The organism is Catenulispora subtropica, assembly GCF_039531675.1.
GTDB classification, from domain to species: Bacteria; Actinomycetota; Actinomycetes; order Streptomycetales; family Catenulisporaceae; genus Catenulispora; species Catenulispora subtropica.
The window spans coordinates 1-23,647 of the sequence record NZ_BAAAQM010000068.1 but is presented as its reverse complement, the minus strand read 5'-3'; the positions used below and the strand labels follow the sequence as shown (position 1 = coordinate 23,647).

Genomic DNA, 23,647 nt, shown 5'->3' with positions numbered 1-23,647 from the left:
CCCGGCAGAAAACGAGGGCCCCGTTCCACACAACGGGGCCCTCGAGCTTTCACGTATTCAGTTGTCCTCGTTCACCGCTACCGCACTCAGCTGGTGAAGCCGACCTTGGTCCAGTCGTAGTCCTGGAAGCCGAACGAACCGAAGTTCGCCAGGGTCGACTTGGTCGCCCAGATCTGCGGACGCTGGTACAGCGGGATCAGCGAGGCCTGCTGGGTGGCCAGCTTGTCGGCCTCGTTCGCGTCGGCGATGGCCTGGGTCGGGTCGGTGTCCTGCAGGGCCTTCGTCAGCGCCGCGTCGACCTCGGGGGCCTTGTCCAGGCGGGGGTTGTTGTGGATGTTCTTCGGGTCGTCCACCGACTGGATCTGCGGGGCGCCGCTGGAGACCGGGAACGGGTTGCCCGCGTAGGCGAAGGCGGTGATGTCGTACTGGCCGACGTTGATGTACTTGTCGAAGTAGTCGTCGCCGTTGACCGGGGTCTCGGTGATGTTGATGCCGATCTTCTGCAGGTCGGCCTTCACCATCTGGGCCTCGTTGGAGGTGACCTTGATGCCCTGGGACTCGACCCACTTCAGGTCCAGCTTGACGCCGTCCTTCGCGCGGATGCCGTCGCTGCCCTTGACCCAGCCGGCGGCGTCGAGCGCCTTGTTCGCGGCGTCGACGTTGTAGGTCAGGTTGCCCAGGTTGTCCTGGTAGCCGGTCTGGTTGTTCACGAAGAACCGGTTGTTCAGGATGGTGGGCTTCCAGGTGCCCAGGTTCTTCAGGTCGACGTCGGCGATCTGCTGACGGTTCACGGCCTGGTAGATCGCCTGGCGGACGACCTTGTCCTTCAGGGCCGGGGCCTGGGTGTTCATGGTGATGTGGCGCCAGTCGGGGCCGCCGGCGTAGTGCAGGGTGCTGTTCGCGGCGTCCTTCACCTTGGAGAAGTTCGCGGCGGACGGGCCGACCTCGAAGACGTCCAGCTCGTGGTTGTTGTAGGCGTCGGCCTGGGCGGCGGTGTCGTCGATCGCGCGGAAGACGATCTTGTCCAGGACCGGCTTGTCGCCCCACCACGCCGGGTCCTTGACCACGGTCACGGTCTTGGTGGTCGGGTCCATCTTGTCCAGCTTGAACGGGCCGGCGGTGACCGGGATCGCGTTCAGGTACGCCTTGTTCCAGCCGTCCGCGGTGGAGACCTGCGAGGCCGGGAACAGGCCGGCGCCGTTGAACTGGGTGAACATGCTCTTCCAGTCCGAGAACGGCGTCTTGTAGGTGACGACCACGGTCTGGTCGTCGGCGCCGCGCTCGACCGACTCCATCTGGTCGTAGCCGGTGGAGCTGGCCACGTCGAAGCCCTGGGTCGCGCCGATCTCACCCTTGTAGGTGGCGACGAAGTCCTTGTAGCTGATCGGGGTGCCGTCCGACCACTTGGCCTTCGGGTTGATCTTGTAGGTGACGACCTGCTTGCCGCCGGTGGTGGTCTCGTCCGCGCTGACCAGGTAGTCCTTGTTCACGATCGCGGCGCCGGAGGCGTCGAAGTGGAACAGCTGCGGCATCATCGTGGACATCACGCGCGCGGTGTCCAGCTCGTTGCCGTTGTTGGTCATGTTGTTCCACTGCGACGAGTACTGGTCGATCGCCATGGTCAGGGTGCCGCCCTGCTTCAGCGACGACACGTCCTTCGCGTTGATGTCGTTGCTGGTGGCGACCGGGATCGCCTTGCCGCCGGCCGAGGTCGCGGTGCTGCCCGCGCCGGCGGCCGAGCCGCCGCTCTTGCTGGAGGAGCAGGCCGACGCCGCCAGGGCGGCGGTCGCCAGGATGGCGATGATCGCCGGCGACTTCTTGGTGATGTTCATGAGTGGCTCTTCCTAGCTAGGGCCCCTACGCATCGCTCGGGCCGCGGCTCCGAAGGAGCGGGACCGGGTGACGTCGGGTAGGGACGCATTGATGGGACTTAGCGGCGCCGGTTGCCCCGGGCAGCTCGAGGGTTGGGGCGTTGAACCCGGGCGGTGGTCGTCGGGGACACCGGTCAGACCACTTCCAGGGCACCGGCGAAGTGGCACGCGGTCGCGTGGTCCTCCCGGCCGGGGCGCGCGACGACCGTCGGGTCCTCGTCGCGGCACTTCTTCTGCTCGGCCTCCGACAGCGACGCATACTTGAAGCAGCGGTCGCGGAAACGGCAGCCCGAGGGCACGTTGGCCGGCGACGGCAGGTCGCCGGGCAGCAGGATCCGGGTGCGCTCGCGCTCCTTGTGCGGATCCGGCAGCGGGATCGCCGACAGCAGGGCCTGGGTGTACGGGTGCGACGGCGCGTGGAACACCGAGGCCACGTCGCCGATCTCGACGATGCGCCCCAGGTACATCACGGCCACCCGGTCGGCGATGTGCCGGACCACCGACAGGTCGTGCGCGACGAACAGGTAGCTCAGGCCCAGCTTGGCCCGCAGCTCGTCCAGCAGGTTGATGACGCCGGCCTGGATCGACACGTCCAGCGCGGAGACCGGCTCGTCCAGGATCACCACCTTGGGGTTCAGCGCCAGCGCGCGGGCCACGCAGATGCGCTGCCGCTGGCCGCCGGAGAACTCCCGCGGGAAGCGGGTGGCGTGGTACGGCTCCAGGCCGACCAGCTTCAGCAGCTCCGCCACCCGGGCCTGCGCCTTGTCCGCGGACCAGCCGTGGGTGCGCAGCGGCTCGGCGATGGCGTCGCCGACCGGCATCCGCGGGTCCAGCGAGGCCATCGGGTCCTGGAAGACGATCTGGATGTCCTTGCGCATCTCCATGCGCTCGCGCCCGGACAGGTTCGCGGCCTCGCGGCCGAACACCGCCACCGAACCGGCCTGCGGGGCCACCAGCTCCAGGATCTCCAGCAGCGTGGTGGTCTTGCCGCAGCCGGACTCGCCGACCAGGCCCAGGGTCTCGCCCTCGCGGATGTCGAAGCTGATCCCGTCCACGGCCTTGACCGTGCCGACCCGGCGCTTGAAGACCGCCCCGCGCAGCAGCGGGAAGTGCTTCTGCAGGCCCTTGACCTCCAGCACCGTCTCGCGCTGCGCGCGCGGCACGGTGTCCAGGGCGGCCTCGGGGATCTCCGGCATCGGGTACACCTGGTCCACCGGGATGGTCCCGCTCTCCAGGTCGGCGCGGCGGTGGCAGGCCGACGGGTGCGAGTTCGGCCCGGCCGGCAGCAGCTCCGGCTCGGAGGCGCGGCAGGCGTCCACCGCGATCGGGCAGCGCGCCACGAACGGGCAGGCGTCCGGCAGGTCCACCATCGACGGCGGGTTGCCCTCGATCGGGGTCAGCGGCCGGCGGCCGTGCTCGCCGGACTCGTCCAGCCGCGGGATCGACCCCAGCAGGCCGATGGTGTACGGCATCCGCGGGCGGTAGTAGATCTCGTCGACCGCGCCCTGCTCCACCGGGCGGCCGGCGTACATCACCGTGACCTTGTCCGCGAAGCCGGCGACCACGCCCAGGTCGTGGGTGATCATCAGGATCGCCGCGCCGGTGAGCTCCTGCGCGTTCTTCAGCGCCTCCAGGATCTGGGCCTGGATGGTCACGTCGAGCGCGGTGGTGGGCTCGTCGCAGAGGATGACCTTGGGGTCGTTGGCGATCGCCATCGCGATCATCACGCGCTGCCGCATGCCGCCGGAGAACTCGTGCGGGAAGTTCTTGAACCGCCGCTGCGGGTCCGGGATGCCGACCACGTCGAGCAGGTCCAGCGCGCGCTTGCGGGCCGCCTCCTTGCCCAGGTCCTGGTGCACGGTCAGGGCCTCGACGATCTGGTCGCCGACGGTGAACACCGGGGTCAGCGCGGACAGCGGGTCCTGGAAGACCATCGCGATGTCCTTGCCGCGGACCTTCGACATCGCCTTGTCGGACAGGCCGAGCAGCTCGCGGCCCTCCAGCTTGACCGAGCCGGTGACCTTCGCGTTGTCCGGCAGCAGGCCGAGGATCGCCATCGAGGACACCGACTTGCCGGAGCCGGACTCGCCGACGATGCCCAGCACCTCGCCCGGGTGCAGGTCGTAGCTGACGCCGCGCACCGCGCGCACGTCGCCGGCCTCGGAGGCGAAGGTGACGTGCAGGTCCTGCACGCTCAGCACCGGGGCGCCGGTCCGCGCCGAACCGGGACCGGGGCGGCCGGCCGGGTCCGCGATCAGCAGGTGGTCGTTCTGGCTCATCGCGCCGAACCTCCCGTCGAGTTGGGGTCGAGGGCGTCGCGCAGGCCGTCCCCGATGAAGTTGACGCACAGGATGATCAGCACCAGGAACGCCGCGGGGAACGCGAACAGGTACCACTGGTCGGTGCTGGCGAAGTTGGAGCCGTCGTCGATCACGGTGCCCAGCGACACGTCCGGGGTCCGGATGCCGAAGCCCAGGAAGGACAGGAACGACTCGGTGATGATCGCCGCGCCCACGTTCAGGGTGAAGTCGACGATCAGGATCGAGGAGATGTTCGGCAGGATGTGCCGCCGGATGATGGTCCAGGACGGCACGCCCATGTACCGGGCGGCCCGCACGAACTCGCGCTCGCGCACGGTGAGCGTCATCCCGCGCACCACCCGCGAGGTGATCATCCAGTTGAACAGGGCGATCATCGGGACCAGGATGATCCAGTTCGTGCCCTGGAAGTACGGGGACAGGATGATCAGCATCAGCAGCGAGGGCACGACCAGGAACAGGTCGGTGAACCAGACGATGGCCTTGTCCCACCAGCCGCCGAAGTAGGCCGCCGCGGTGCCCAGGATGCCGGCGGTCCCGGTGGACAGCGCCGCCACCAGCAGGCCGATGATCAGTGACTTCTGCATCCCGGACACGGTCTGCGCGAACATGTCGTGCCCGGCGTCGTCGGTCCCGAACAGGTGGTCCGAGCTCGGCGCCGACTGGGTGTTCACAAAGTCGTTCTCGGCCGGCGACCAGTGCGTGAGGTGCCCGCCGGTGAACGCGAACACGAACAGCAGCACCAGGCCGACCAGGCCCACCATCGCCAGCTTGTTGCGGCGGAAGCGGCGCCAGACCAGGCGGGCGCGGCCGGACTGCACGGAGACGGCCGGGCCGTCGCCCAGGACGTCGGGCGTCTGGCCGCTGTCGATGATCGGGATGGACATCACGAAGCCCTTCGGAGGCTGGGGTTCGAACTGGGGCGGGAGGCGGCGCGGAGGGTCACAGCCGGACGCGGGGGTCGAGCACGGCCGTGATCACGTCCGAGAGCATCCCGGCGATCAGCACCAGCACCGCGGAGAACAGGGTGATCATCGCCACCGAGTTGACGTCGGCGTGCCGGGTGGCGTCGGTGAACCAGGAGCCCAGGCCGTTCCAGCCGAAGACCCGCTCCGTGATGATGGCGCCGGCGAAGGTGGTGATCGTGGAGTAGGTCACCAGGGTCATCACCGGGATCACCGCGGTGCGCACGCCGTGCTTGAGGATCGCCCGGCCCTTGCGCAGGCCCTTGGCCCGCGCCGTGCGCAGGAAGTCCGAGCCCATGACGTCGAGCATGGTGCCGCGCTGGTAGCGGCTGTAGAAGGCGATCAGGCCGAGCGACAGTGAGATGGTCGGCAGCAGCAGGTGGTCGGCCCGGCTGAACAGCTGGCCGAAGAAGCCGGTGGCGTTCGGGTCGATCTCGCCCTGGTACTGCAGCAGCGGCGTGTCCCCGCCAACCGCCTTGTTCACCTGGACCGCGATCAGCTTCAGGAACGGCGCCAGCACGAACACCGGCATCGCGAAGATCAGGTAGGACGCGAACGTGATCGAGTGGTCACTGAGTTTGTACTGTCTGACCGCCTGGAACGAGCCGATCAGCACGCCCAGGATCGCCGACAGCACCGCCGCCACGCTCACCAGGCGCACGGTGACCCACACGCTGATCGAGAAGTGCTTCTGCACCGAGTCCAGCTGCCAGGTCTTGCCGAAGTCGCCGTGCGCGACCCCGTCGACCCACTTCACGTAGCGCTCGAGCACCGGCTTGTCCGGGTTCCCGTTGCGCTCGTCGAGCTCGTGGTACATGACCACGGCCGGAGTCGGCGGGTTCTTCTGCAGGTACTGGTCCTTCGGGTGGAAGGCGGTGGCCGCCCCCAGGTACGCCAGGGACGTGGCGATGAACACCAGGACCACGTAATTCAGCAGCCTGCGGACGATGAACGCGCCCATGTCCGAACGACCTCCGTGCTCGAGACCCACAACCCAGGTGAACCGGGCGTAGATCGTGTCGAGCCCGTTGGTTAACAGGTTGTCGGATGATCGCCGGAAAATCGATCACGAAAAGGACACGAATGGATCTCTAGTTATAAACCCTGATACAGGTAGTGAATGTCTCATAGCGGACAGTAGGCCCATAAGGGGAAAAAGAGACACCGGGTTCCCGAACGATCACGGAACCCGGTGCCCAACATACTGATCTTCAGTTGTGTCCACAATCTGAGAAGGCGTCAGAGCCTCCGCGGCGTGGACCCCTTACCTGCCCGCCGACCCTTCTGAGACTGTCACTTCCAGATCGGGAAGTGACACGCCGCCTGGTGCCCGTCGGTGCCGTACTCCGACAACGGCGGCTCCACCTGGCCGCAGATCTCCTGCGCCGCCGGGCACCGCGTGCGGAACCGGCAGCCCGAGGGCGGCTCGATGGCGCTGGGCAGCTCGCCGGCCACGCCGGCGTCGGCCTTGGCCTTCTCCACCTCCGGGTCGGCGACCGGGATGGTGTCGAGCAGGCCGCGGGTGTAGTGGTGGACCGGCCGCGAGTACACCGCGTCGGCCGGGCCGATCTCCACCAGCTTGCCCAGGTACATCACGCCGATCCGGTCGGACAGGTACCGGACCACCGACAGGTCGTGCGAGATGAACAGGTAGGACAGGCCGAGCTCGGTCTGCAGGTCCTTCATCAGGTTGAGCACCTGCGACTGGATCGACACGTCCAGCGCCGAGACCGGCTCGTCGGCGATGATCAGCTTCGGCGCCGGCGCCAGGGCCCGGGCGAAGCCGACACGCTGCCGCTGGCCGCCGGAGAACTCGTGCGGATAGCGCTCCAGCGCCGAGGCCGGCAGGCCGACCTGGTCGAAGAGCTCCTTGATCCGCGCCTCCCGGGAGGCCTTGTCGCCGACCTTCTGGATGTCCAGCGGCTCCCGGACCACCGTGCGCACCCGCATCCGCGGGTCCATCGCGGCGTAGCTGTCCTGGAACATCAGCTGGACGTCCTTGGCGTACTTGCGGCGCTCCCGGGTCTTGAGCCCGGCCAGGTCGGCGCCGGCCAGCCGCATCGACCCGGAGGTCGTGGCCTCCAGGCCCGCGATCAGCTTGGCCACCGTGGTCTTGCCGCAGCCGGACTCCCCGACCAGGCCCACCGTCTCGCCCCGGCGGATGCTGAACGACACCCCGGCCACGGCGCTGACCGAGCCGATCTGCCGGCGCAGCAGGCCCTTGGTGATCGGGTAGTCCTTGACCAGGTCGGTGACCTCCAGCAGGACCTCGCCGATCTCCGCGCTCGGGATCTCCCGGGCCGAGGTGCGCTCGGTGAGCGTCACCACCACGTCCTCGCCGGAGCGCTCGGCGGCGCCCACCGGGTGGAAGCAGGCGAACTCGTGGCCGACCTCGTCGACCCGGTGCGGCGGGTCCTGCGCGCGGCAGTCGTCCTGCGCGTACCGGCAGCGCGCCGCGAAGCGGCAGGCCTTCGGCGGGTCGGTCAGATCCGGCGGCAGGCCCGGGATCGAGTACAGCCGGGTGCCGCTCTCGGCCCCGCGCTCGGGCAGCGAGTCGAACAGCGCCTCGGTGTAGGGGTGCCGCGGGTTGGCGTACAGCCGCTCGGTCTGCGTGGTCTCCACGATCCGGCCGGCGTACATCACGTTCACCCGGTCCGCGCGGCCGGCGATCACGCCCAGGTCGTGGGTGACCAGGATGACCGCCATGCCCAGCCGCTCCCGCAGGCTGTCGATCAGCTCCAGGATCTGCTTCTGCACCGTGACGTCGAGCGCGGTGGTCGGCTCGTCGGCGATCAGCAGCTTGGGCTCGTTGGCCAGGGCCATCGCGATCATCGCGCGCTGGCGCATGCCGCCGGAGAGCTGGTGCGGGTAGTCCCGGGCCCGCTGCTGCGGGCTGGGCATGCCAACCAGCTGCAGCACCTCGACCGCGCGGTCGTGGGCCTCCTGCTTGCCGGCCCCGCGGTGGATGCGCACCGACTCGGAGATCTGCTTGCCGATGGTCATCGTCGGGTTCAGCGAGGTCATCGGGTCCTGGAAGATCATCCCGATGTCGTTGCCCCGGACCCCGGCCATCTCGTCGTCGTCGAGCTGCAGCAGGTCCCGGCCGTCCAGGAAGATGTTGCCGTCCGGGCTGGAGCCGCCGTTGGGCAGCAGCCGCATGATCGACATCGCGGTCATGGTCTTGCCGCAGCCGGACTCGCCGACGATGCCGATGGTCTCGCCGGCCTCGACGCTGAAGCTGATGCCGTCGACGGCGCGGACCACCGAGCGCTTGAGCCTGATCTCGGTGTGGAGGTTCTGGACCTCTAGTAGTGCCATGGCCGCCTCACCGCTTCTGGAGCCGGGTCTCGAAGGCGTCACGCAGCGCGTCGCCGATGAAGTTGCAGCTGATGATGATGAGCACGATGGACACGCCGGGCGGATAGATCATCCACCAGTAGTTCTGGTCCAGGTAGCTGGACCCGGTGGCGAACATGCCGCCCCAGTCGTCCTCGGGAGCCTGCAGGCCCAGCCCGATGTAGCTCAGGACGGACAGCGCGAACACCGAGTTGGCGATGGTCAGCGAGGTGTTGACGATCGTGGTGCCGATGGTGTTCGGCAGGATGTGCCGCCCGATGATCCGCAGGTTCCGCCCGCCCATCATCCGGCAGGCCGCGACGTAGTCGCGCACCTTGATGGTCAGCGTGTCCCCGCGGGTCAGGCGGGTCAGGCTGAACCAGCTGGTCAGCGCGATGGTCAGGATGAAGACCGTCTTGGTGTGCCCGCGGGTGGAGGACAGGTAGATCAGGGCGAAGATGATCGGGATGGACAGCAGCGCGTCGATGGTGCGCATCATCAGCGAGTCGACCCAGCCGCCGACATAACCGGCGATCGCGCCGTAGAGCATGCCGATCAGCGAGGCCAGCAGACCGGAGCTGATGCCGACCTCGAGGGTGATCTGCCCCGCCTTCATCAGCTTGCCGAGCTCGTCGATCCCGTCCTTGTCGGTGCCCAGCGGGTGCCCGGCGCCGGGCGGCAGGGTGATCTCGCCCATCTGCACGTCGGTGGTGTTGCCGTGGTAGAACAGCGGCCCGAGGTAGCAGAACAGGATGTAGAAGAGCAGCACGCCGACCGCGACGACCGCGAGCTTGTTCTCGACGAACACCTCCAGGCCGCGCCGGAACATCGAGCGCGGCTTCTCCGCCGGGGCGAGGCCGAGCATCTGGTCCGTCGGGACCGTCGGATCCCCTTGCTCGGGGAAAGCAGGAGACATGACCATTTACGTGAGCCTCACTCGCGGGTCCAGGGCCGCGTAGGAGATGTCGGCCACCAGGGAACCGATCACGGTCGCCAGCGCGGTCAGCATGGTGGTGCCCAGCACGACCACGTAGTCGTTCCGCTGCGCGGCGTTGATCGTCAGCAGACCGAGGCCCTGGATGTTGAAGACCTGCTCCACCAGCAGCGCACCGCCCACCAGGCCGGGCAGCGACAGTCCGACGAGCGTGGCCATCGGGATCGTCGCGTTGCGCAGCACGTGCCCGTAGAGCACGCGGCGCTTGGTCGCGCCCTTGGCGGTCGCCGTGCGGACGTAGTCCTGGGTGAGCTCGTCCAGCATCGACGAGCGCATGTACCGGCTGTACCCGGCGACCAGGCCGATCACCAGCGTCCCCACCGGGAGGATCATCTGCACCGGCTGGGTGAAGGCGGCGTGGAAGGAGTCGATCTGGTTCGCGGTCGGGATCCAGTGCAGTTCCACCTGGAAGACCTGGCGGAGGATGACACCGATGAAGAACACCGGCACCGCGTAGGCCACGAAGGACACCGTCGTGAGGGTGTAGTCGGTGATGCTGTTGCGGCGAGTGGCCTGCAGCACCCCGATCGGCACCGCCAGCACGATGGTGATCAGCAGCGACAGGCCCACCAGATAGGCGGACTGCCCCAGCCGCTCCTTGATCAGGTCGTCCACCGACTGGTTGTACTGGTAGCTGAAGCCGAGGTCGCCCTGGACCAGCTTCTTGAGCCAGATCCAGTACTGGTCGAACAGGTTCCGGTCCAGGCCGAGCTTGTGGGTCAGATACGCGATCTGGTCGGGCGTGGCCTTCTGGCCGAGCATCCCGCGCACCACGCCGTTGGGCATCAGGTGCAGCAGACCGAAGGTGGCGATCGAAACGATGAACAGGGTGGCGATCGCCTGCAGAGTGCGGCGGATCAGGTAGGCGGTCACCGCGACCCCCCGCCGGGGGTCGCGGTGACGTCAGTGCACTTGATCACTGGGTGTAGTACCAGAACTCGGGCTCGAAGCCCTGGAAGGCGTCCTGACCGGAGTCGTGGAAGCCCTTCGCCACGGCCCAGACCCAGACGTTGTTGTGCATCCAGATCAGCGGCAGCGAGATCGACGAGGCGTAGGCCTCGTAGTCGTACCAGGCCTGCGGGTCGCTGCTCTTGACCGTCTTGGCCACGGCGGCGTCGAACTTGGGGTCCGAGAAGCCGTAGATGTTCGAGCCCGCGCCGGTGGTCAGCAGCGAGTCGGCGGTCGGCAGCAGGGAGTACACCCAGCCGCCGTACAGGATCGCGTCCCACTGGCAGCCGGCCGGCTTGTCCGGCGAGCAGGCGACCAGCTCACTGCCCAGCGTGTTCTGCGTCTTGGTGGTGACGGTGATCGCCACGCCGGCCTTGGCCGCGGCGTTCTTGTACGCCTGCATCACCGTGTCCAGCGCCGGGTGCGCCGTCGGGTACTCGATGGTGAACTCGGCCTTGTCACCGGCGTTGATGCCGGCGCCGCACTGGTTGTCACCGGTGCCCGGGCTCTTGCAGGTGGCCGGGGTGGTGCTCAGGTCCCAGCCGTGCTGCGTCATCAGCTGCTTGGCCTCGGCCGGGTCGTACTTGGCCGCGGCGGCCTTGGCGGCCGGGGACAGCGGGTTGCCCTCGGGCGAGCCGGGCACGATGCCGGTGGTCGGGTAACCCCAGCCCTTGTACGGGCCGTCGATGGCACCCTGCTGGTCCATCTCGTCCTGCAGCACCTTGGTGAAGTACGCCTGCTTGAACAGGTTGCCGTGGGCCTTGGACCCGAAGTTCACCTGGTAGTAGCCGATCGAGTCGAGCAGTGCGCCCTTCTCGAGCAGGTACCCGGCCGACGCCAGCGGGTTGCCCTTCTGGAGGTCGTCCTTGTTGTACTGCGGCGTGTTCGCGGACGGGAAGACGCCGATCTGCAGGGCGTTCGCCTGGGAGGACCCGGCCTGCAGGTCCTTCCACTCGGCGTCCGGGCCGGTGTAGGAGACGAAGTCGACCTCGTCCAGGTACGGCTTGTGCTCACCGCCGAACTTGTCGTTCTTGCTGATCTCGAACGCGCCGCTGGTGGCGTTGAAGCCCTTCAGGACCCAGGGGCCGTCGACGATCTTCCACAGCGGGTTGGTCGCGAAGGACTTCACGTCCTTGCCGGCCCCCGACATGTACTTCCAGACCGCCTCGCAGTCGGCCTTCAGCGTCGGCGAGTCCAGGGTGTCCGCCGAGCACTTGCCCTTGGTGCCCTTGTCGTCGGTGACGTCCCAGGCCAGCGGCATCGGCGTCACCGTCTGCAGGGCGTTGCCGACGATGTAGTCCTGGTTGTAGGGCTGGTCGAAGGTGATCTCGATGCTGGAGTCGCTCACCTTGGTGGACACGATGTTGTCCGGCAGGTACTTCACCCCGACGACGTCGTTCGGCGCGCTGTAGTACCCGAGGTTGTCGTGCTCGGCCTTCATCATGTTCAGCCAGAACTGGACGTCCTGCCCGGTGACCTTCTCACCGTTGCTCCACTGCCAGCTGGACTTCATCGGGACGGTGATGGTCTTGCCGTCCGAGCTCCAGGTCGGCTTGTCGGCCGGGCCCATGTCGTAGTTGACCGCCAGCTTGTCGTTCAGGCCGACGAAGTACAGCGGACGGTAGAAGAAGTACTGGAACTGGCCCGCGTTCTGCGTGCTCAGCTGGTCGATCGACATGAACGGCCAAATGGCGTCCGGGAACGACCCGGCCGGCCACTCCGCCACGCGCGCCGTGCCGCCCTGCTTCGCGGCCGGGCCCGAGCTGGTCGGCGTCGAGGCCGTGTTGCTGCTGGTGATGTTGTTCTGCTTCGGTCCGCTGCTGGACTTGGAACTGCCACAAGCGGCAGCGGCGGTGACGGTGGCGAGAACGCCCACCATCGCCACGAACCTTCGGGTATTGCTGACGGCCATCAAGCCCTCCCCTTCGACGGATCCGGCTCGGTGTGTGGATCCGGGCCGGTCGCGGTTGTGAGCGCAGCCGACAGCGACAAAGGCGTGATGACAGGCAGTGGCGCCGAGGGTGGCTCACGACCACTCCTGCATACAGTGGCCCAACAATGAGGGAAAAGCGATCACGGATCGGCAACGAAATCGATGTCGAAAGACGCACGAACGTGGTATGGGCCGTGCCCGCGGGGATTTAACAAGATCGACATCTCGGGCTCCCGGGAACGGCCTTTCAAGATCACTTCATTGTCCCCGCAGTTCACCGCCTCGCCGGCACATCACCTTTATATCCACTCGTTTCCATCGGGAATACCAAGATCGGATAACGGATGAACCCCCTCACCGGCCTTCTCGAGCCCTCGCAAGGGTCCGACAAGGGGTGAGGGGGTTCCCAGAAGGGTGGCGTTCCCCGGCTCTTCGCGAAAGCGCTAAAGCATGCGCGCGGCCTCCACCGCCCAGTACGTCAGCACCGAGGTCGCTCCCGCCCGCCGCACGGACGTCAGGGTCTCCAGGATGGTCCGCTCCCGGTCCAGCCACCCGTTGGCGGCCGCGGCCTCCACCATCGCGTACTCCCCCGACACCTGGTACGCGGCCACCGGCACGTCGACCGCGTCGGTCACCTGCCGCACCACGTCCAGATAGGACATCGCCGGCTTCACCATCACCATGTCCGCGCCCTCCGCCACATCGAGCCGCACCTCGCGCAACGACTCCAGGGCATTGGCGGGATCCTGCTGATAAGTGCGCCGGTCCCCCTGCAAACTCGATTCCACGGCGTCCCTAAACGGACCAAAGAACGCACTCGCATACTTAGCGGAATAAGCCAGGATCGCCGTGTCCTGCAAACCGGACTCGTCCAGCACGCCGCGGACGTATCCCACCTGCCCGTCCATCATTCCGCTCGGCCCCAGCATGTGCGCCCCGGCCTCGGCCTGCCGCACGGCCATCTCGCCGTACCGCTCCAACGTCGCGTCATTGTCGACCGATCCGTCCGCGCGCAGAACCCCGCAATGCCCGTGGTCGGTGAACTCGTCCAGACAGAGATCGGACATGATCACGATCCGGTCGCCGACTTCCTCGCGCACTTCGCTGAGGGCCCGTTGCAGGATGCCGTGCGGATCCGTGCCGGCCGACCCGCGGGCGTCCTTGTGCGCGGGGACGGCGAAGAGCATGACCCCGCCGAGGCCCTCGGCGACGGCCTCGGCGGCGGCCTTGCGGACGGAGCCGAGCGTGTGCTGCAGGACGCCCGGCATCGACGCGATGGGCGTCGGCTCGTCGACGGTCTCCTTCACGAACAGCGGAAGGATGAAGTCGGCGGGATGCAGCCGCGTCTCCGCGACGAGGCGACGCATGGCCGGACTGGTACGGAGGCGGCGGGGGCGGTCCTGCGGAAAGCTCATACATTTGAGGGTACTCGCGGATTTTCGGCCGCGGGGCACGAAAGCAGCGGCGGCGGCCGGTCCGCGACGGATCTCACTCCACGGCGTCGTCGAACTCGTCCTCGAGCTCCTCGTCGTCGACCACGTGCATGGCCGCCTCCTCCGCGGAGGCCGCCCCACCGTCGATCCCGACGTCCCACGCCGCGAGGTCCGCGTTCCCGCCCCCGTGCGCGCCCTCGTCCGGCGCCATCAACCGCCCGGCCCGGCGGCCGCCGACCTGGTCGCCCATCGCCTCGCCGTCGTTGCCGGCGTGGTCGCCGATGCCGTCCCAGTCCTCCGGCGGGGGCGCGACGTCGGGGAGCTCCTCGGCGAGCCGCTCGTCGAGCGTCTCCGGACCGCGCAGCGCGATCGGCCGGTCCGGCGGCGAATAGCCGGTCTCCAGCTCGTCCGGGCCCGGGACCAGGGTGTCGGAGCCGTCGAGCTGCTCGATCATGTCCTGGGCGTCGGCGTCCGGCTGCGGCAGGTATACGTCGTCCGCGAAGCCACTGCTCATGCGAATACCCGACCACTTCCCACCGACGGCCGCAACTCATCGGTGGGTCGTCCGCTCAGCCTGCGCTTCCAGGCCGCCCGTCGCTCCGGTTCAGCGCGCCGACGAACGCCGGCGCCCGCCCGGCCGCCGCTCCGAGGGCCGGTACACCGGCTCCCCGGCGGCCAGCGCCGAGACCCGGCGGGTCTCGCCGAAGTCCGCGAGCGCGTCCGCGAGCGCCACCACCGAAGCCGAAGGCGCCATCACGTCCACCCGCAGCCCGTGCTCCTCGGCCGTCTTCGCGGTCTGCGGCCCGATGCACGCGATCACGGTCGCCGCGTGCGGCTTGCCCGCGATGCCGACCAGGTTCCGGACCGTCGAGGACGAGGTGAACAGCACCGCGTCGAACCCGCCGCCCTTGATCGCCTCCCGCACCTCGGCCGGCGGCGGCGCCGCCCGCACGGTCCGGTAGGCCGTGACGTCGTCGACCTCCCACCCGAGCTCGATGAGCCCGGCGATGAGGGTGTCCGTGGCGATGTCGGCCCGCGGCAGGAAGACCCGCTCGATCGGGTCGAACACCGGGTCGTAGGCCGGGAAGTCCTCCAGCAGCCCGGCCGCCGACTGCTCGCCGGAGGGCACCAGGTCCGGCTGCACGCCGAAGGCCACCAGCGCGGCGGCCGTGGCCTCGCCCACCGCCGCCACCTTGATCCCGGCGAAGGCCCGGGCGTCGAGCCCGTACTCCTCGAACTTCTCCCGGATCGCCTTCACCGCGTTCTGCGACGTGAACGCGACCCACTCGTACCGGCCGGTGACGAGCCCCTTGACCGCGCGCTCCATCTGCTGCGGCGTCCGCGGCGGCTCCACGGCGATGGTCGGCACCTCGTGCGACACCGCGCCGTACCCGCGCAGCCGCGTCGACAGGCCCTCGGCCTGCTCCTTCGTCCGCGGCACCAGGACCTTCCAGCCGAACAGCGGCTTCGTCTCGTACCACGACAGCGCCGCCCGGTCCGCGACCGCGGCCCCGACCACCACGACGACCTCGCCGCCGGCCGCGATCAGCGCCGAGGCCTCGATCGCCACCCGCGCCAGCGTCGAGACCACCGTCCGCTGCGAGGTCAGCGAGCCGTCGGCGGTCACCGACACCGGTGTCGTCGCCTTCGCCAGCCCGGTCGCCTGCAGCGCGGCCGCGGCCGCCTCCAGCAGGTGCGCCGGCCCGACCATCACCAACGTCTCGTGGGTGTTCAGGGGTCCGGTGCCGGGCTTGCCGGCCGAGTCCGCGACGTCGGCCAGCGACCGGATCCGCACACCGCCCTGCCCCGACGACCGCCCCAGCGGGATGCCCGCGTACAGCGGCACCGCGGTGGACGTCGCCACACCCGGCACGATCTCGTAGACCACGCCGGCCTTGGCGCACAGCGCCGCCTCGGCCGCGACCACGCCGGACAGGCCCGGGTCGCCCGCCGTCAGCCGCACCACCCGGCGGCCCTCGGCCACCTCGGCCAGCAGGTTCTTCATCCGGGAGGCCGGCGTCAGCGACACCGCCGCGTCCCCGAGCTCGCCCAGCTCGGCCCGCTCGCTCTCGACCACCGGCACGATCAGCGCCTCGGGGTTGATGTGCCGGCGGAGCCGCTCCACCAGCCCGGTCTCGGCGGCCACCACGTCAGCGCCCTGCAGCAGCGCCACCGCGCGCAGGGTCAGCAGTTCGGGGTCGCCGGGGCCCGCGCCGACGAACGCCAGCAGCGCCGTCGTCCCACAGGAATCGAGTGCAGAGGCCGAACCTCGTCGAGTCGTCGTCACCATGCCCGCCTCACCCCCACCGTCCGTCATCCCGGCGCCGCCCTTGGCGCCCACCAGCACTTCCAACATCTCGCTCGCGGCCCGGCTCACGCCTCACGCTCCATCAGCTCGGCGGCGCCCTCGGCCAGCAGCGCCTCGGCCAGCCGCCGCCCGAGCCCTTCGGCGTCCGCGACCGGTCCGGTGGCCGAGCGCCGCAGGCAGGCGGACCCGCTGACGGTAGCAACCAGGCCGGTCAACGACAAAACGTTGTCATCGGCGGCGACCGCGTGGCCGCCGACCGGGGCCGAGCAGCCGGCCTCCAGCACCGCCAGCATGGTCCGCTCGGCGGTGACCGCGGCCCGGGTGAGCGGGTCGTCCAGGGTGGCCAGCAGCGGCACGAGCGCGTCGTCGCGGCACTCGATCGCCAGCGCGCCCTGGCCCGGCGAGGGCAGCATCACCTCGGGGCCGAAGACCTCGGTGGCCTCGTCCTCCCGGCCCAGCCGCCGCAGCCCGGCGAGCGCCAGCACCACCGCGTCCAGCTCGCCGGAGCGGACATAGCCGACGCGGGTGTCCACGTTGCCGCGGATCGGCACGACCTCCAGATCCGGCCGCAGCATCCGGAGCAGCGCCATCCGGCGCGCCGCGCCGGTGCCGACCTTCGCTCCGGCCGGCAGGTCGGCGAGCTTGAGCCCGTCCCGGGCGACCAGCGCGTCGTTCACCGCGGCCCGCTCGGTCACCGCCGCCAGGTGCAGCCCCTCGGGCGCGGCGGTCGGCAGGTCCTTGAGGGAGTGCACCGCGAAGTCGACCTCGCCCGCGTACAGCGCGTCCCGCAGGGCGTTGACGAACACCCCGGTGCCGCCGATCTGCGACAGCGCCTCACGCGAGGTGTCGCCGTACGTGGTGATGTGGACCAGCTCCACCGCGCGGCCGGTGGCCGCGGTCAGGGCCGCGGCCGCCATCCCGGACTGCGCCAGGGCCAGGGCGCTGGCCCGGGTCCCGAGCCGCAGCGGGGGTGGTCCGCCGGGCCGGCCGGACTGGTCACCGGGGGCGGGCGATCCGCCTTGGGCCGGACTCCCGGTCATGCTGACACCTCATTCGTCGTGCCCGCGGCGTTCGCCGCGCTGACGGCCTCCACCGAGGCCGGGTCGAGGCCGAAGAGCTCACGCAGCGCCTCGGCGTAGGAGGATCCGCCGGGGGCGCCGGCGAGTTGCTTCACGCGCACCGTCGGCACGTGCAGGAGTTTGTCGACGACCCGGCGCACGGTCTGCTCGACCTCGGCGCGGTCCCGGTCGCCCAGCCCCGGGGTCTTGCCGCGCAGCCGCTCCAGTTCGGCGCGGACCACGTCGGCGGCCATCACCCGGAGCGCGGCCACGGTCGGCGCCACGGCGTCCGCCCGCTGCGCGGCGGCGTAGGCCTCGACCTCGGCCAGGACCAGGTCCCGCACCGCGGCTATCTCCTGGGCCGCCCCGGCGGCCTGCGCGCTGCCGTCCTCGGCCACCCGCTCCAGGTCCACGACGTGCACCCCGGGCAGCACGCGCACCGCCGGATCCACGTCGCGGGGCAGGGCCAGGTCCACCAGCGCCAGCGGGTGGCTGTGCGCGCTGCGGGTCAGCATCTCGGCGGTGATCACGTGGCCCGGCGCGCCGGTGCACGCGACCACCAGGTCGGCCTCGCCCAGCGCCGGCACGATCTGCTCGATCGGGACCGCCACGCCGCCGTACTGCGCCGCGAGGTGCTCGGCCCGCTCCTGCGTTCTGTTCGCCACGACCATGTGACGAACGCCGGCCCGATTCAGTGACGCGGCGGCCAGCGCGGCCATGGAGCCGGCCCCGATGATCAGGGCCCGCAGCCCCGTCGGCCCGTCCACGGCCAGGGCGCGGTAGGCCGCGTCGAGCGCCACCGACACCACCGACTGCCCGGCCCGGTCCAGACCGGTCTCGCTGTGCGCGCGCTTGCCGACCCGCAGCGCCTGCTGCACCAGGTCGTTCAGCGAGCGCCCGGCGGTGCCCAGCTCCTGGGCGGTGGCCAGCGCGGTGCGGATCTGCCCGAGGATCTGCGGCTCGCCGACCACCATCGAGTCCAGGCCGCAGGCGACGGTGAACAGGTGCTGGACGGCGCGGCCGTCGTAGTGCACGTACAGGTGCGGGGTCAGGTCGGCCGGCGCGATCCCGGTGTGCACCGACAGCAGTTCGGTGACCTCGGTCACGGCGGCGTGGAACTTGTCGACGCCGGCGTAGACCTCGATGCGGTTGCAGGTGGCCAGGGCCGCGGCCTCGTGCACGTTCGGCGAGGCGGCGAGGTCGGCCAGCAGTTTCCCGGTGCGCTCGGTGCTCAGGGCCGCGCGCTCGAGGAGCGCGTGGGGTGCGGACCGGTGGGACAGTCCTAGGGCTAGAAGACTCACGAGGGGATCCCGGTGTCGATCAGAGAGGCGTCCAGGGACCGGTCGGGGGCGTCGACGGTCGCGGCGGCCGGTCCGGCGGCACGCCTGCCGCCGCCCGGATCCGCCGCCCCGCTTCCGCTCGCGGCCTGCGGCAGCGCGTGCCCGCCCTTGCGCTGCTCATGGAAGGCGAGGATCTGCAGTTCGATGGACAGGTCCACCTTGCGCACGTCCACGCCCTCGGGAACGTTCAGGACCACCGGCGCGAAGTTCAGGATCGAGGTGATCCCGGCCGCGACCAGACGGTCGGCGACGGCCTGGGCGGCCGGCGCCGGGGTGGCGATCACGAAGATCGAGATCCCCAGGCCCCGGATCGCGGACTCCAGCTCGTCGGTGTGCCGGACCCGGACCCCGGCCACCAGCGAGCCGGTGAGCGCCGGGTCGGCGTCGAACAGCGCCGCGACCCGGAAGCCGCGCGAGGCGAAGCCGCCGTAGTTGGCCAGGGCGTGGCCCAGGTTGCCGATGCCGATGATGGCCACGGCCCAGTCCTGGGTCAGGCCGAGTTCGCGGGAGATCTGGTAGACGAGGAACGAGACCTCGTACCCGACGCCGCGGGTGCCGTACGAGCCGAGGTAGGAGAAGTCCTTGCGGAGCTTCGCGGAGTTGACCCCGGCGGAGGCGGCCAGTTCCTCACTCGATACCGTGATGATGCCGCGTTCCTGCATGCTTATCAGGGCCCGCAGGTAGACCGGCAGGCGGGCCACCGTGGCCTCCGGGATGCCCTGCCGCGACGAGCGCAGCGAGGCGCCGTTGCCGGAACGGGAGTCCGGACCGGTGCCGCCCGACGCGTTGCTGCTCGTGCTGGCCACGCTGCTCCTCATCGCGCTCGCGCTCGGCGTTGCCGTCGTGCGGTGGATCTGTCCTGCTCTGGAACCCCGCGCCGCGGGGAACCCCCGGGGCGGGGCGCTGTCTCGGGCCCGGTGCGGGGTGCCCTGGCAGCGCGGCGCGGCGGGGGTCGGCGCGACTTTGCGCGCTTGTTCCTCTGGACAAGCACGATAGGCGTTTGTGAACGCACGCACAAAGTCTCTTCGGTCACCCCATGACGCGATGTCCGGATTGTCGGGAGAACTGACGGCTGAATAGTTACCCGACCGGCGGCGAAGTGCCGTACATCACGTCCGGTCCGGCCCAGGCCAGAGCCCCGTTCAGGCCCGGGAGGCGGCGGTGATCGCCGCGCGCAGCCGGTCCGGGTCGACCCGCCAGAAGTCGTGCCGCGCGCCGTTCACCAGGGTCACCGGGATCTGCTCCCAGTACTCCTCCTTCAGCGCCGGGTCGAAGCCGTCGGCGGTGATGTCGAGTTCCTCGACGTCGGCGCCGGTCTCGGCCGCGACCCGCCGGACGATGTCCCGCGCGTCGTCGCAGAGGTGGCAGCCGGGCTTGCCGACCAGGGTCACGGTCACGGGAGCGCCGCCGGGGCGCTTGAAGAGGCGTCGGATCACACACGAAAGCGTACGGAGAACACGCAGAGGTCATCTATCCGTCACGCTCAGGGCCTACAGTAAAGCCCATGGGCACCGAAGCGACGGGGTCGAACGCCGGGCACGCCGGAGCGTTCTTCGACCTGGACAACACCCTGGTCCAAGGCGCCTCCCTGTTCCACCTGGCCCGCGGCCTGACCGCGCACGGCATGGTGTCCAAGCGCGAGATCGCCGGGCACGCGCTGCGCCAGGTCCGGTTCCGGGTCTTCGGCGAGCAGTCCGGACTGCTGGACGACGTGCAGGAGCACGCCCTGGACTTCGTCAAGGGCCACGAGGTGGCCCGGATGGAGAAGATCTGCGAGGCGGTCTACGACGACTACCTGGCCGACAAGATCTGGCCCGGCACCCGGGCGCTGAGCGAGGCGCACCTGCTGACCGGCAAGGAGGTGTGGCTGGTCACCGCCGCGCCGATCGAGCTGGCCCAGGTGATCGCCGTGCGGCTGGGGCTGACCGGCGCGCTGGGCACCCGGCCGGAGTCGGTCGACGGCGTCTACACCGGCCGCATCGCCGGCCCGCTGCTGCACGGCCCGGACAAGGCCCGGCAGGTGGCGCGGCTCGCCCGGGAGCGCGGCCTGGACCTGGCGCACAGCTACGCCTACAGCGACTCGGCCAACGACCTGCCGCTGCTGTCGCTGGTCGGGCACCCGGTCGCGGTGAACCCGGACCGCGGGCTGCGCCGCCACGCCCGGCACAACGGCTGGGCGATCGTCGACTACCGCACCACCCGGCGCGCCGGGGTCGGTCTGCCGGTGGCCGGCGCGGCGGCCGCGGTCGGCGCGGTGGCGGCCGGGGCGGCGGCCGCCGCGGCCCACTGGTCCGGGGATCGCGGCTGAATGCGACCGACCGAATTCACCGCACGCATATAGGCGCCGTGCCATCTCCAGGCAAAATGCCGTTCAACCTTCTGGAAGTCCCCTGCGAAACGCTTGGGAGGCCCCCTGAAGTCCTCTAAAGTCCTCCGGACACACGTCGTCCACTCAGCGGACCTCGACCGGACTTCCTCTCCACGGGGGTGTTTCCTCAGGGTGCAATAGCCGGAATCACCCGCACGGGTCCACCTTCATTCCGTACGATGGTGAACCCTACGATCGGTGATCGAGGCGGAACACTCTGCAACCGACAGGCTTCTCACGAGCATTCGGACCGCTAAAGAACCGAGCCACGGGAGACACGTGTACCGGGACAACTACGGACTCAACGGCTACAGCGCGAAGGTGGGGAGCGATCCGTTCGCCCGCACCGGGTCGCTGTCCACGCAGGTGCTGTCCACGCACGTGCCCATGCCCGCCCCCCTGCCGATGCCGGCGCCGCTGCTGGACCGCCAGGAGCGCGGTCTTCTCATGCTGCGCGAGGCCATCCGCACGGTGGCCGGGGAGGGGGCCGGGCGCGGCGGCGCGCACGCCGCCGGCCGGGTCGGGGCCGGCTCCGCCCGGGGCGGGTCCGGAGGGTCCGGAGGCGGCACCGGCACCGCGGACCGCGCCGGCGGCCCGGTGGCCGGCGACGGCGAGTCCGAGGCCATGGTGCACCTGGTCCGGCTGGCCCAGGAGGGCAGCGCCGACGCCTTCGGCGAGCTCTACCGCATCTACTGCGACACCGTCTTCCGCTACATCTACTACCGGGTCTCCACCCGCGCCCTGGCCGAGGACCTCACCAGCGAGACCTTCGTCCGCGCGCTGCGCCGGATCACCACCTTCAGCTGGCAGGGCCGCGACTTCGGGGCGTGGCTGGTGACCATCGCGCGCAATCTGGTCGCCGACCACTTCAAGTCCTCCCGGCACCGCATGGAGGTCTCCACCGGCGAGATGCTGGACTCCAACGAGGTCGAGGCCTCCCCGGAGGAGTCGGTGCTGGAGCACCTTTCCAACGAGGCCCTGCTCGACGCCGTCCACCGGCTCAACGACCAACAGCGCGAATGCGTCACGCTGCGATTCCTGCAGGGCTTGTCGGTGGCCGAGACGGCCGACATCATGGGCAAGAACGAAGGCGCGATCAAGACGCTCCAGTACCGCGCGGTCCGCACGCTCGCGCGCCTGCTGCCGGCCGAATCGCTCTAATACCCCCAACCGGCGCCACCCGTATGCGGGACACGCCGTAACCCGTGAACTGGGATGCTCGTTTTCAGGGCACGGGTCCACTGCTGTCCAACAACTCACTCTGACGGGTGAATCAGTGGCCGAAAGACATGCCGCTGCAAGCCGGGGGCACAACCTTTGTCGTCTGTCGGTGTCTAACAATGCGTCGGTGTCTTGACACCGCGGTGGGCGGCGCAGGGGCGACGGGTGGGCTTCCCGCATGCGGGAAAAGGAAGGGATGACACATGGCCGCAGGATTCGGCGAGCGCCAGCGGGCCGAGCAGTTCGCCAAACTGCTCGACGGCCTCGACGGCCCGCGGGACGGCGGCGCGGGTGTCGCCACGCTCGTCCCGCCCCCGGCGGTCGACCCGGAGACCGCGCTGATGCTGCGCGTGGTCGAGAACGTCATCGAGGAGGGCCGGACCCGCCCCCCGGTGGTCCGCCCGGAGTTCAAGGAGGCGCTGGGCGCCCGGCTGCACCGCGACTTCCTGGTGCTGTTCAACGCCGACGCGCCCGGCGACGGGCCCGGCGGCGACGTGCTGGTGCGCGGCCGCTCACCCTGGCGACGCCGGCTGATCGGCGGCGGTGTCGCGGTCGGCGTGCTGTCCGGCGGGATCGGCGGCGTGGCCTGGGCCGCCTCCTCGGCGCTGCCGGGCGACCCGCTCTACGGCGTCAAGCGCAGCCTGGAGAACATGCGGGTCTCGGTGTCCGGCTCGGACCTGGAGCGCGGCGAGCAGTACCTGGGGCAGGCCAAGACCCGCCTGACCGAGGTCCACAAGCTGCTGGACCGCCACGACTCCAACGTCGACGGCACCGACGACAGCAAGCTCATCGCCGAGACCATGGACCTGCTCTACCGGGACGTCGACGACGCCGGCCAACTGCTGGCCCCGCTCGCCGAGTCCGGCGACGCCGAGGCGCTGGCGAACCTGCAGAACTTCCTGACCACCTACCAGCCCCGGGCCGTGGATCTGGAGACGCTGCTGGCGCCGGACACCCAGGACAAGGCCCGCCGCCTGGTCGCACTGATGAACGGGCTGAGCGCGCGGATGACAGTGGCGCAGGCGAACCTGGACAAGCTGCGGGCCGCGCAGCAGCACCCGGCCGGCGGGTCGTCCTCCTCCAGCCGGCACCAGGACCCGCCGCAGACCCCGACCCCCACCGGCGCGCCCGGCGCGCACCCGCCGGAGGGCCAGCGCCCGCCCGCGGTCGGGGGGCCGACCAGCACGGCGGGCGAGCCGCCCGGGAGCGCCCCGGGCACCCCGAGCAGCGACCCGACCTCGACCCTGCACGTCTCGGTGCCGATCGGCTCGTCGAGCACCACGGTCACGCTCCCTCCGCTGATCACCGGGCTGCCGCCGATCGGGATCACCATCGGGAACACGGCGCCGGCCACCGGGCCGACGACGCCGGGCAGCACGCCGCCGAACACGGATCCGAATCCGAACTAGGGACGCGCCGCGTCGGTCTTGGGGTCGGTTCGCGGTTCGCTGCGGTTGGGCGTGGCGTGGGCGTGGGCGTGGTGGTTGTGGGTGTGGTGCTGTGGTGCTGTGGTGTCGGGCGGGTTGTTGTTGGTGTGGCTTCGCGTTCGCGCCC

The 23,647-nt window shown here is 70.0% G+C and carries 18 protein-coding genes; 3 read left to right on the top strand and 15 right to left on the bottom strand.

Annotated elements, in window-relative coordinates:
- Nucleotides 1–86: 86 nt before the first annotated feature.
- From ABD466_RS38300 to ABD466_RS38230, 15 genes are all read right to left on the bottom strand, one after another.
- Nucleotides 87–1,832, bottom strand: coding sequence for an ABC transporter family substrate-binding protein (locus tag ABD466_RS38300; RefSeq protein ID WP_344662183.1), 1,746 nt, complete (start codon nt 1,830–1,832; stop codon nt 87–89).
- Nucleotides 1,833–2,005: 173 nt separating this feature from the next.
- Nucleotides 2,006–4,150, bottom strand: coding sequence for an ABC transporter ATP-binding protein (locus ABD466_RS38295; protein WP_344662182.1), 2,145 nt, complete (start codon nt 4,148–4,150; stop codon nt 2,006–2,008).
- The gene (locus ABD466_RS38290; RefSeq protein WP_344662181.1) at nt 4,147–5,076 is read right to left on the bottom strand and encodes an ABC transporter permease; all 930 of its coding nucleotides are present in this window, start codon (nt 5,074–5,076) and stop codon (nt 4,147–4,149) included. The genes ABD466_RS38295 and ABD466_RS38290 overlap by 4 nt, the downstream gene beginning before the upstream one ends.
- A 55-nt stretch (nt 5,077–5,131) precedes the next feature.
- On the bottom strand, nt 5,132–6,115 hold the full coding sequence (locus ABD466_RS38285; protein WP_344662180.1) for an ABC transporter permease: 984 nt from the start codon (nt 6,113–6,115) through the stop codon (nt 5,132–5,134).
- Nucleotides 6,116–6,447: 332 nt separating this feature from the next.
- Nucleotides 6,448–8,472 carry an ABC transporter ATP-binding protein gene (locus ABD466_RS38280; protein WP_344662179.1) on the bottom strand — a complete coding sequence of 675 codons (2,025 nt, stop codon included), beginning with the start codon at nt 8,470–8,472 and terminating at the stop codon, nt 6,448–6,450.
- 7 nt (nt 8,473–8,479) lie between these two features.
- Entirely contained in the window at nt 8,480–9,412 is a 933-nt protein-coding gene (locus ABD466_RS38275; protein ID WP_344662178.1) for an ABC transporter permease, read from the bottom strand.
- Nucleotides 9,413–10,357, bottom strand: coding sequence for an ABC transporter permease (locus tag ABD466_RS38270; protein ID WP_344662177.1), 945 nt, complete (start codon nt 10,355–10,357; stop codon nt 9,413–9,415). It lies immediately after the preceding gene.
- A gap of 43 nt (nt 10,358–10,400) precedes the next feature.
- On the bottom strand, nt 10,401–12,344 hold the full coding sequence (locus ABD466_RS38265) for an ABC transporter substrate-binding protein (protein ID WP_344662176.1): 1,944 nt from the start codon (nt 12,342–12,344) through the stop codon (nt 10,401–10,403).
- Nucleotides 12,345–12,808: 464 nt separating this feature from the next.
- Nucleotides 12,809–13,780, bottom strand: coding sequence for a porphobilinogen synthase (gene hemB / locus ABD466_RS38260; RefSeq protein WP_344662175.1), 972 nt, complete (start codon nt 13,778–13,780; stop codon nt 12,809–12,811).
- A gap of 73 nt (nt 13,781–13,853) precedes the next feature.
- The gene (locus ABD466_RS38255) at nt 13,854–14,312 is read right to left on the bottom strand and encodes a DUF5709 domain-containing protein (protein WP_425558846.1); all 459 of its coding nucleotides are present in this window, start codon (nt 14,310–14,312) and stop codon (nt 13,854–13,856) included.
- Nucleotides 14,313–14,402: 90 nt separating this feature from the next.
- On the bottom strand, nt 14,403–16,115 hold the full coding sequence (locus tag ABD466_RS38250) for a bifunctional uroporphyrinogen-III C-methyltransferase/uroporphyrinogen-III synthase (RefSeq protein WP_425558848.1): 1,713 nt from the start codon (nt 16,113–16,115) through the stop codon (nt 14,403–14,405).
- A 56-nt stretch (nt 16,116–16,171) separates the two neighbouring features.
- Nucleotides 16,172–17,146, bottom strand: a complete 975-nt coding sequence (hemC, locus tag ABD466_RS38245; RefSeq protein ID WP_344662174.1) for a hydroxymethylbilane synthase — start codon at nt 17,144–17,146, stop codon at nt 16,172–16,174.
- Entirely contained in the window at nt 17,143–18,465 is a 1,323-nt protein-coding gene (locus ABD466_RS38240; RefSeq protein WP_344662173.1) for a glutamyl-tRNA reductase, read from the bottom strand. The genes hemC and ABD466_RS38240 overlap by 4 nt, the downstream gene beginning before the upstream one ends.
- Nucleotides 18,462–19,310 (bottom strand): redox-sensing transcriptional repressor Rex, encoded by an 849-nt coding sequence (locus tag ABD466_RS38235; protein ID WP_344662172.1) that lies wholly within the window; start codon nt 19,308–19,310, stop codon nt 18,462–18,464. Before ABD466_RS38235 ends, ABD466_RS38240 begins: the two co-directional genes overlap by 4 nt.
- A gap of 336 nt (nt 19,311–19,646) precedes the next feature.
- Nucleotides 19,647–19,940, bottom strand: a complete 294-nt coding sequence (locus tag ABD466_RS38230; protein ID WP_344662171.1) for a glutaredoxin family protein — start codon at nt 19,938–19,940, stop codon at nt 19,647–19,649.
- 68 nt (nt 19,941–20,008) lie between these two features.
- Here ABD466_RS38230 and ABD466_RS38225 point away from each other — a divergent pair, with 68 nt between their 5' ends.
- The 3 genes from ABD466_RS38225 (at nt 20,009) to ABD466_RS38215 (ending at nt 23,502) form a co-directional block, all read left to right on the top strand.
- Complete coding sequence (locus tag ABD466_RS38225; protein ID WP_344662170.1) at nt 20,009–20,812, top strand: HAD family hydrolase; 804 nt, start codon at nt 20,009–20,011, stop codon at nt 20,810–20,812.
- Nucleotides 20,813–21,259: 447 nt separating this feature from the next.
- The gene (locus tag ABD466_RS38220; RefSeq protein WP_425558847.1) at nt 21,260–22,033 is read left to right on the top strand and encodes an ECF subfamily RNA polymerase sigma factor, BldN family; all 774 of its coding nucleotides are present in this window, start codon (nt 21,260–21,262) and stop codon (nt 22,031–22,033) included.
- 263 nt (nt 22,034–22,296) lie between these two features.
- Nucleotides 22,297–23,502 carry a DUF5667 domain-containing protein gene (locus tag ABD466_RS38215; protein WP_344662169.1) on the top strand — a complete coding sequence of 402 codons (1,206 nt, stop codon included), beginning with the start codon at nt 22,297–22,299 and terminating at the stop codon, nt 23,500–23,502.
- Nucleotides 23,503–23,647: the final 145 nt, after the last annotated feature.

Bases quoted from the DNA above. Each gene is read 5' to 3' on its own strand.
- ABD466_RS38300 (WP_344662183.1), bottom strand. From the start codon at position 1,832: ATGAACATCACCAAGAAGTCGCCGGCGATCATCGCCATCCTGGCGACC.
- ABD466_RS38295 (WP_344662182.1), bottom strand. From the start codon at position 4,150: ATGAGCCAGAACGACCACCTGCTGATCGCGGACCCGGCCGGCCGCCCC.
- ABD466_RS38290 (WP_344662181.1), bottom strand. From the start codon at position 5,076: ATGTCCATCCCGATCATCGACAGCGGCCAGACGCCCGACGTCCTGGGC.
- ABD466_RS38285 (WP_344662180.1), bottom strand. From the start codon at position 6,115: ATGGGCGCGTTCATCGTCCGCAGGCTGCTGAATTACGTGGTCCTGGTG.
- ABD466_RS38280 (WP_344662179.1), bottom strand. From the start codon at position 8,472: ATGGCACTACTAGAGGTCCAGAACCTCCACACCGAGATCAGGCTCAAG.
- ABD466_RS38275 (WP_344662178.1), bottom strand. From the start codon at position 9,412: ATGGTCATGTCTCCTGCTTTCCCCGAGCAAGGGGATCCGACGGTCCCG.
- ABD466_RS38265 (WP_344662176.1), bottom strand. From the start codon at position 12,344: ATGGCCGTCAGCAATACCCGAAGGTTCGTGGCGATGGTGGGCGTTCTC.
- hemB (WP_344662175.1), bottom strand. From the start codon at position 13,780: ATGAGCTTTCCGCAGGACCGCCCCCGCCGCCTCCGTACCAGTCCGGCC.
- ABD466_RS38255 (WP_425558846.1), bottom strand. From the start codon at position 14,312: ATGAGCAGTGGCTTCGCGGACGACGTATACCTGCCGCAGCCGGACGCC.
- ABD466_RS38250 (WP_425558848.1), bottom strand. From the start codon at position 16,115: ATGACGGACGGTGGGGGTGAGGCGGGCATGGTGACGACGACTCGACGA.
- hemC (WP_344662174.1), bottom strand. From the start codon at position 17,146: ATGACCGGGAGTCCGGCCCAAGGCGGATCGCCCGCCCCCGGTGACCAG.
- ABD466_RS38225 (WP_344662170.1), top strand. From the start codon at position 20,009: ATGGGCACCGAAGCGACGGGGTCGAACGCCGGGCACGCCGGAGCGTTC.
- ABD466_RS38220 (WP_425558847.1), top strand. From the start codon at position 21,260: ATGCCCGCCCCCCTGCCGATGCCGGCGCCGCTGCTGGACCGCCAGGAG.
- ABD466_RS38215 (WP_344662169.1), top strand. From the start codon at position 22,297: ATGGCCGCAGGATTCGGCGAGCGCCAGCGGGCCGAGCAGTTCGCCAAA.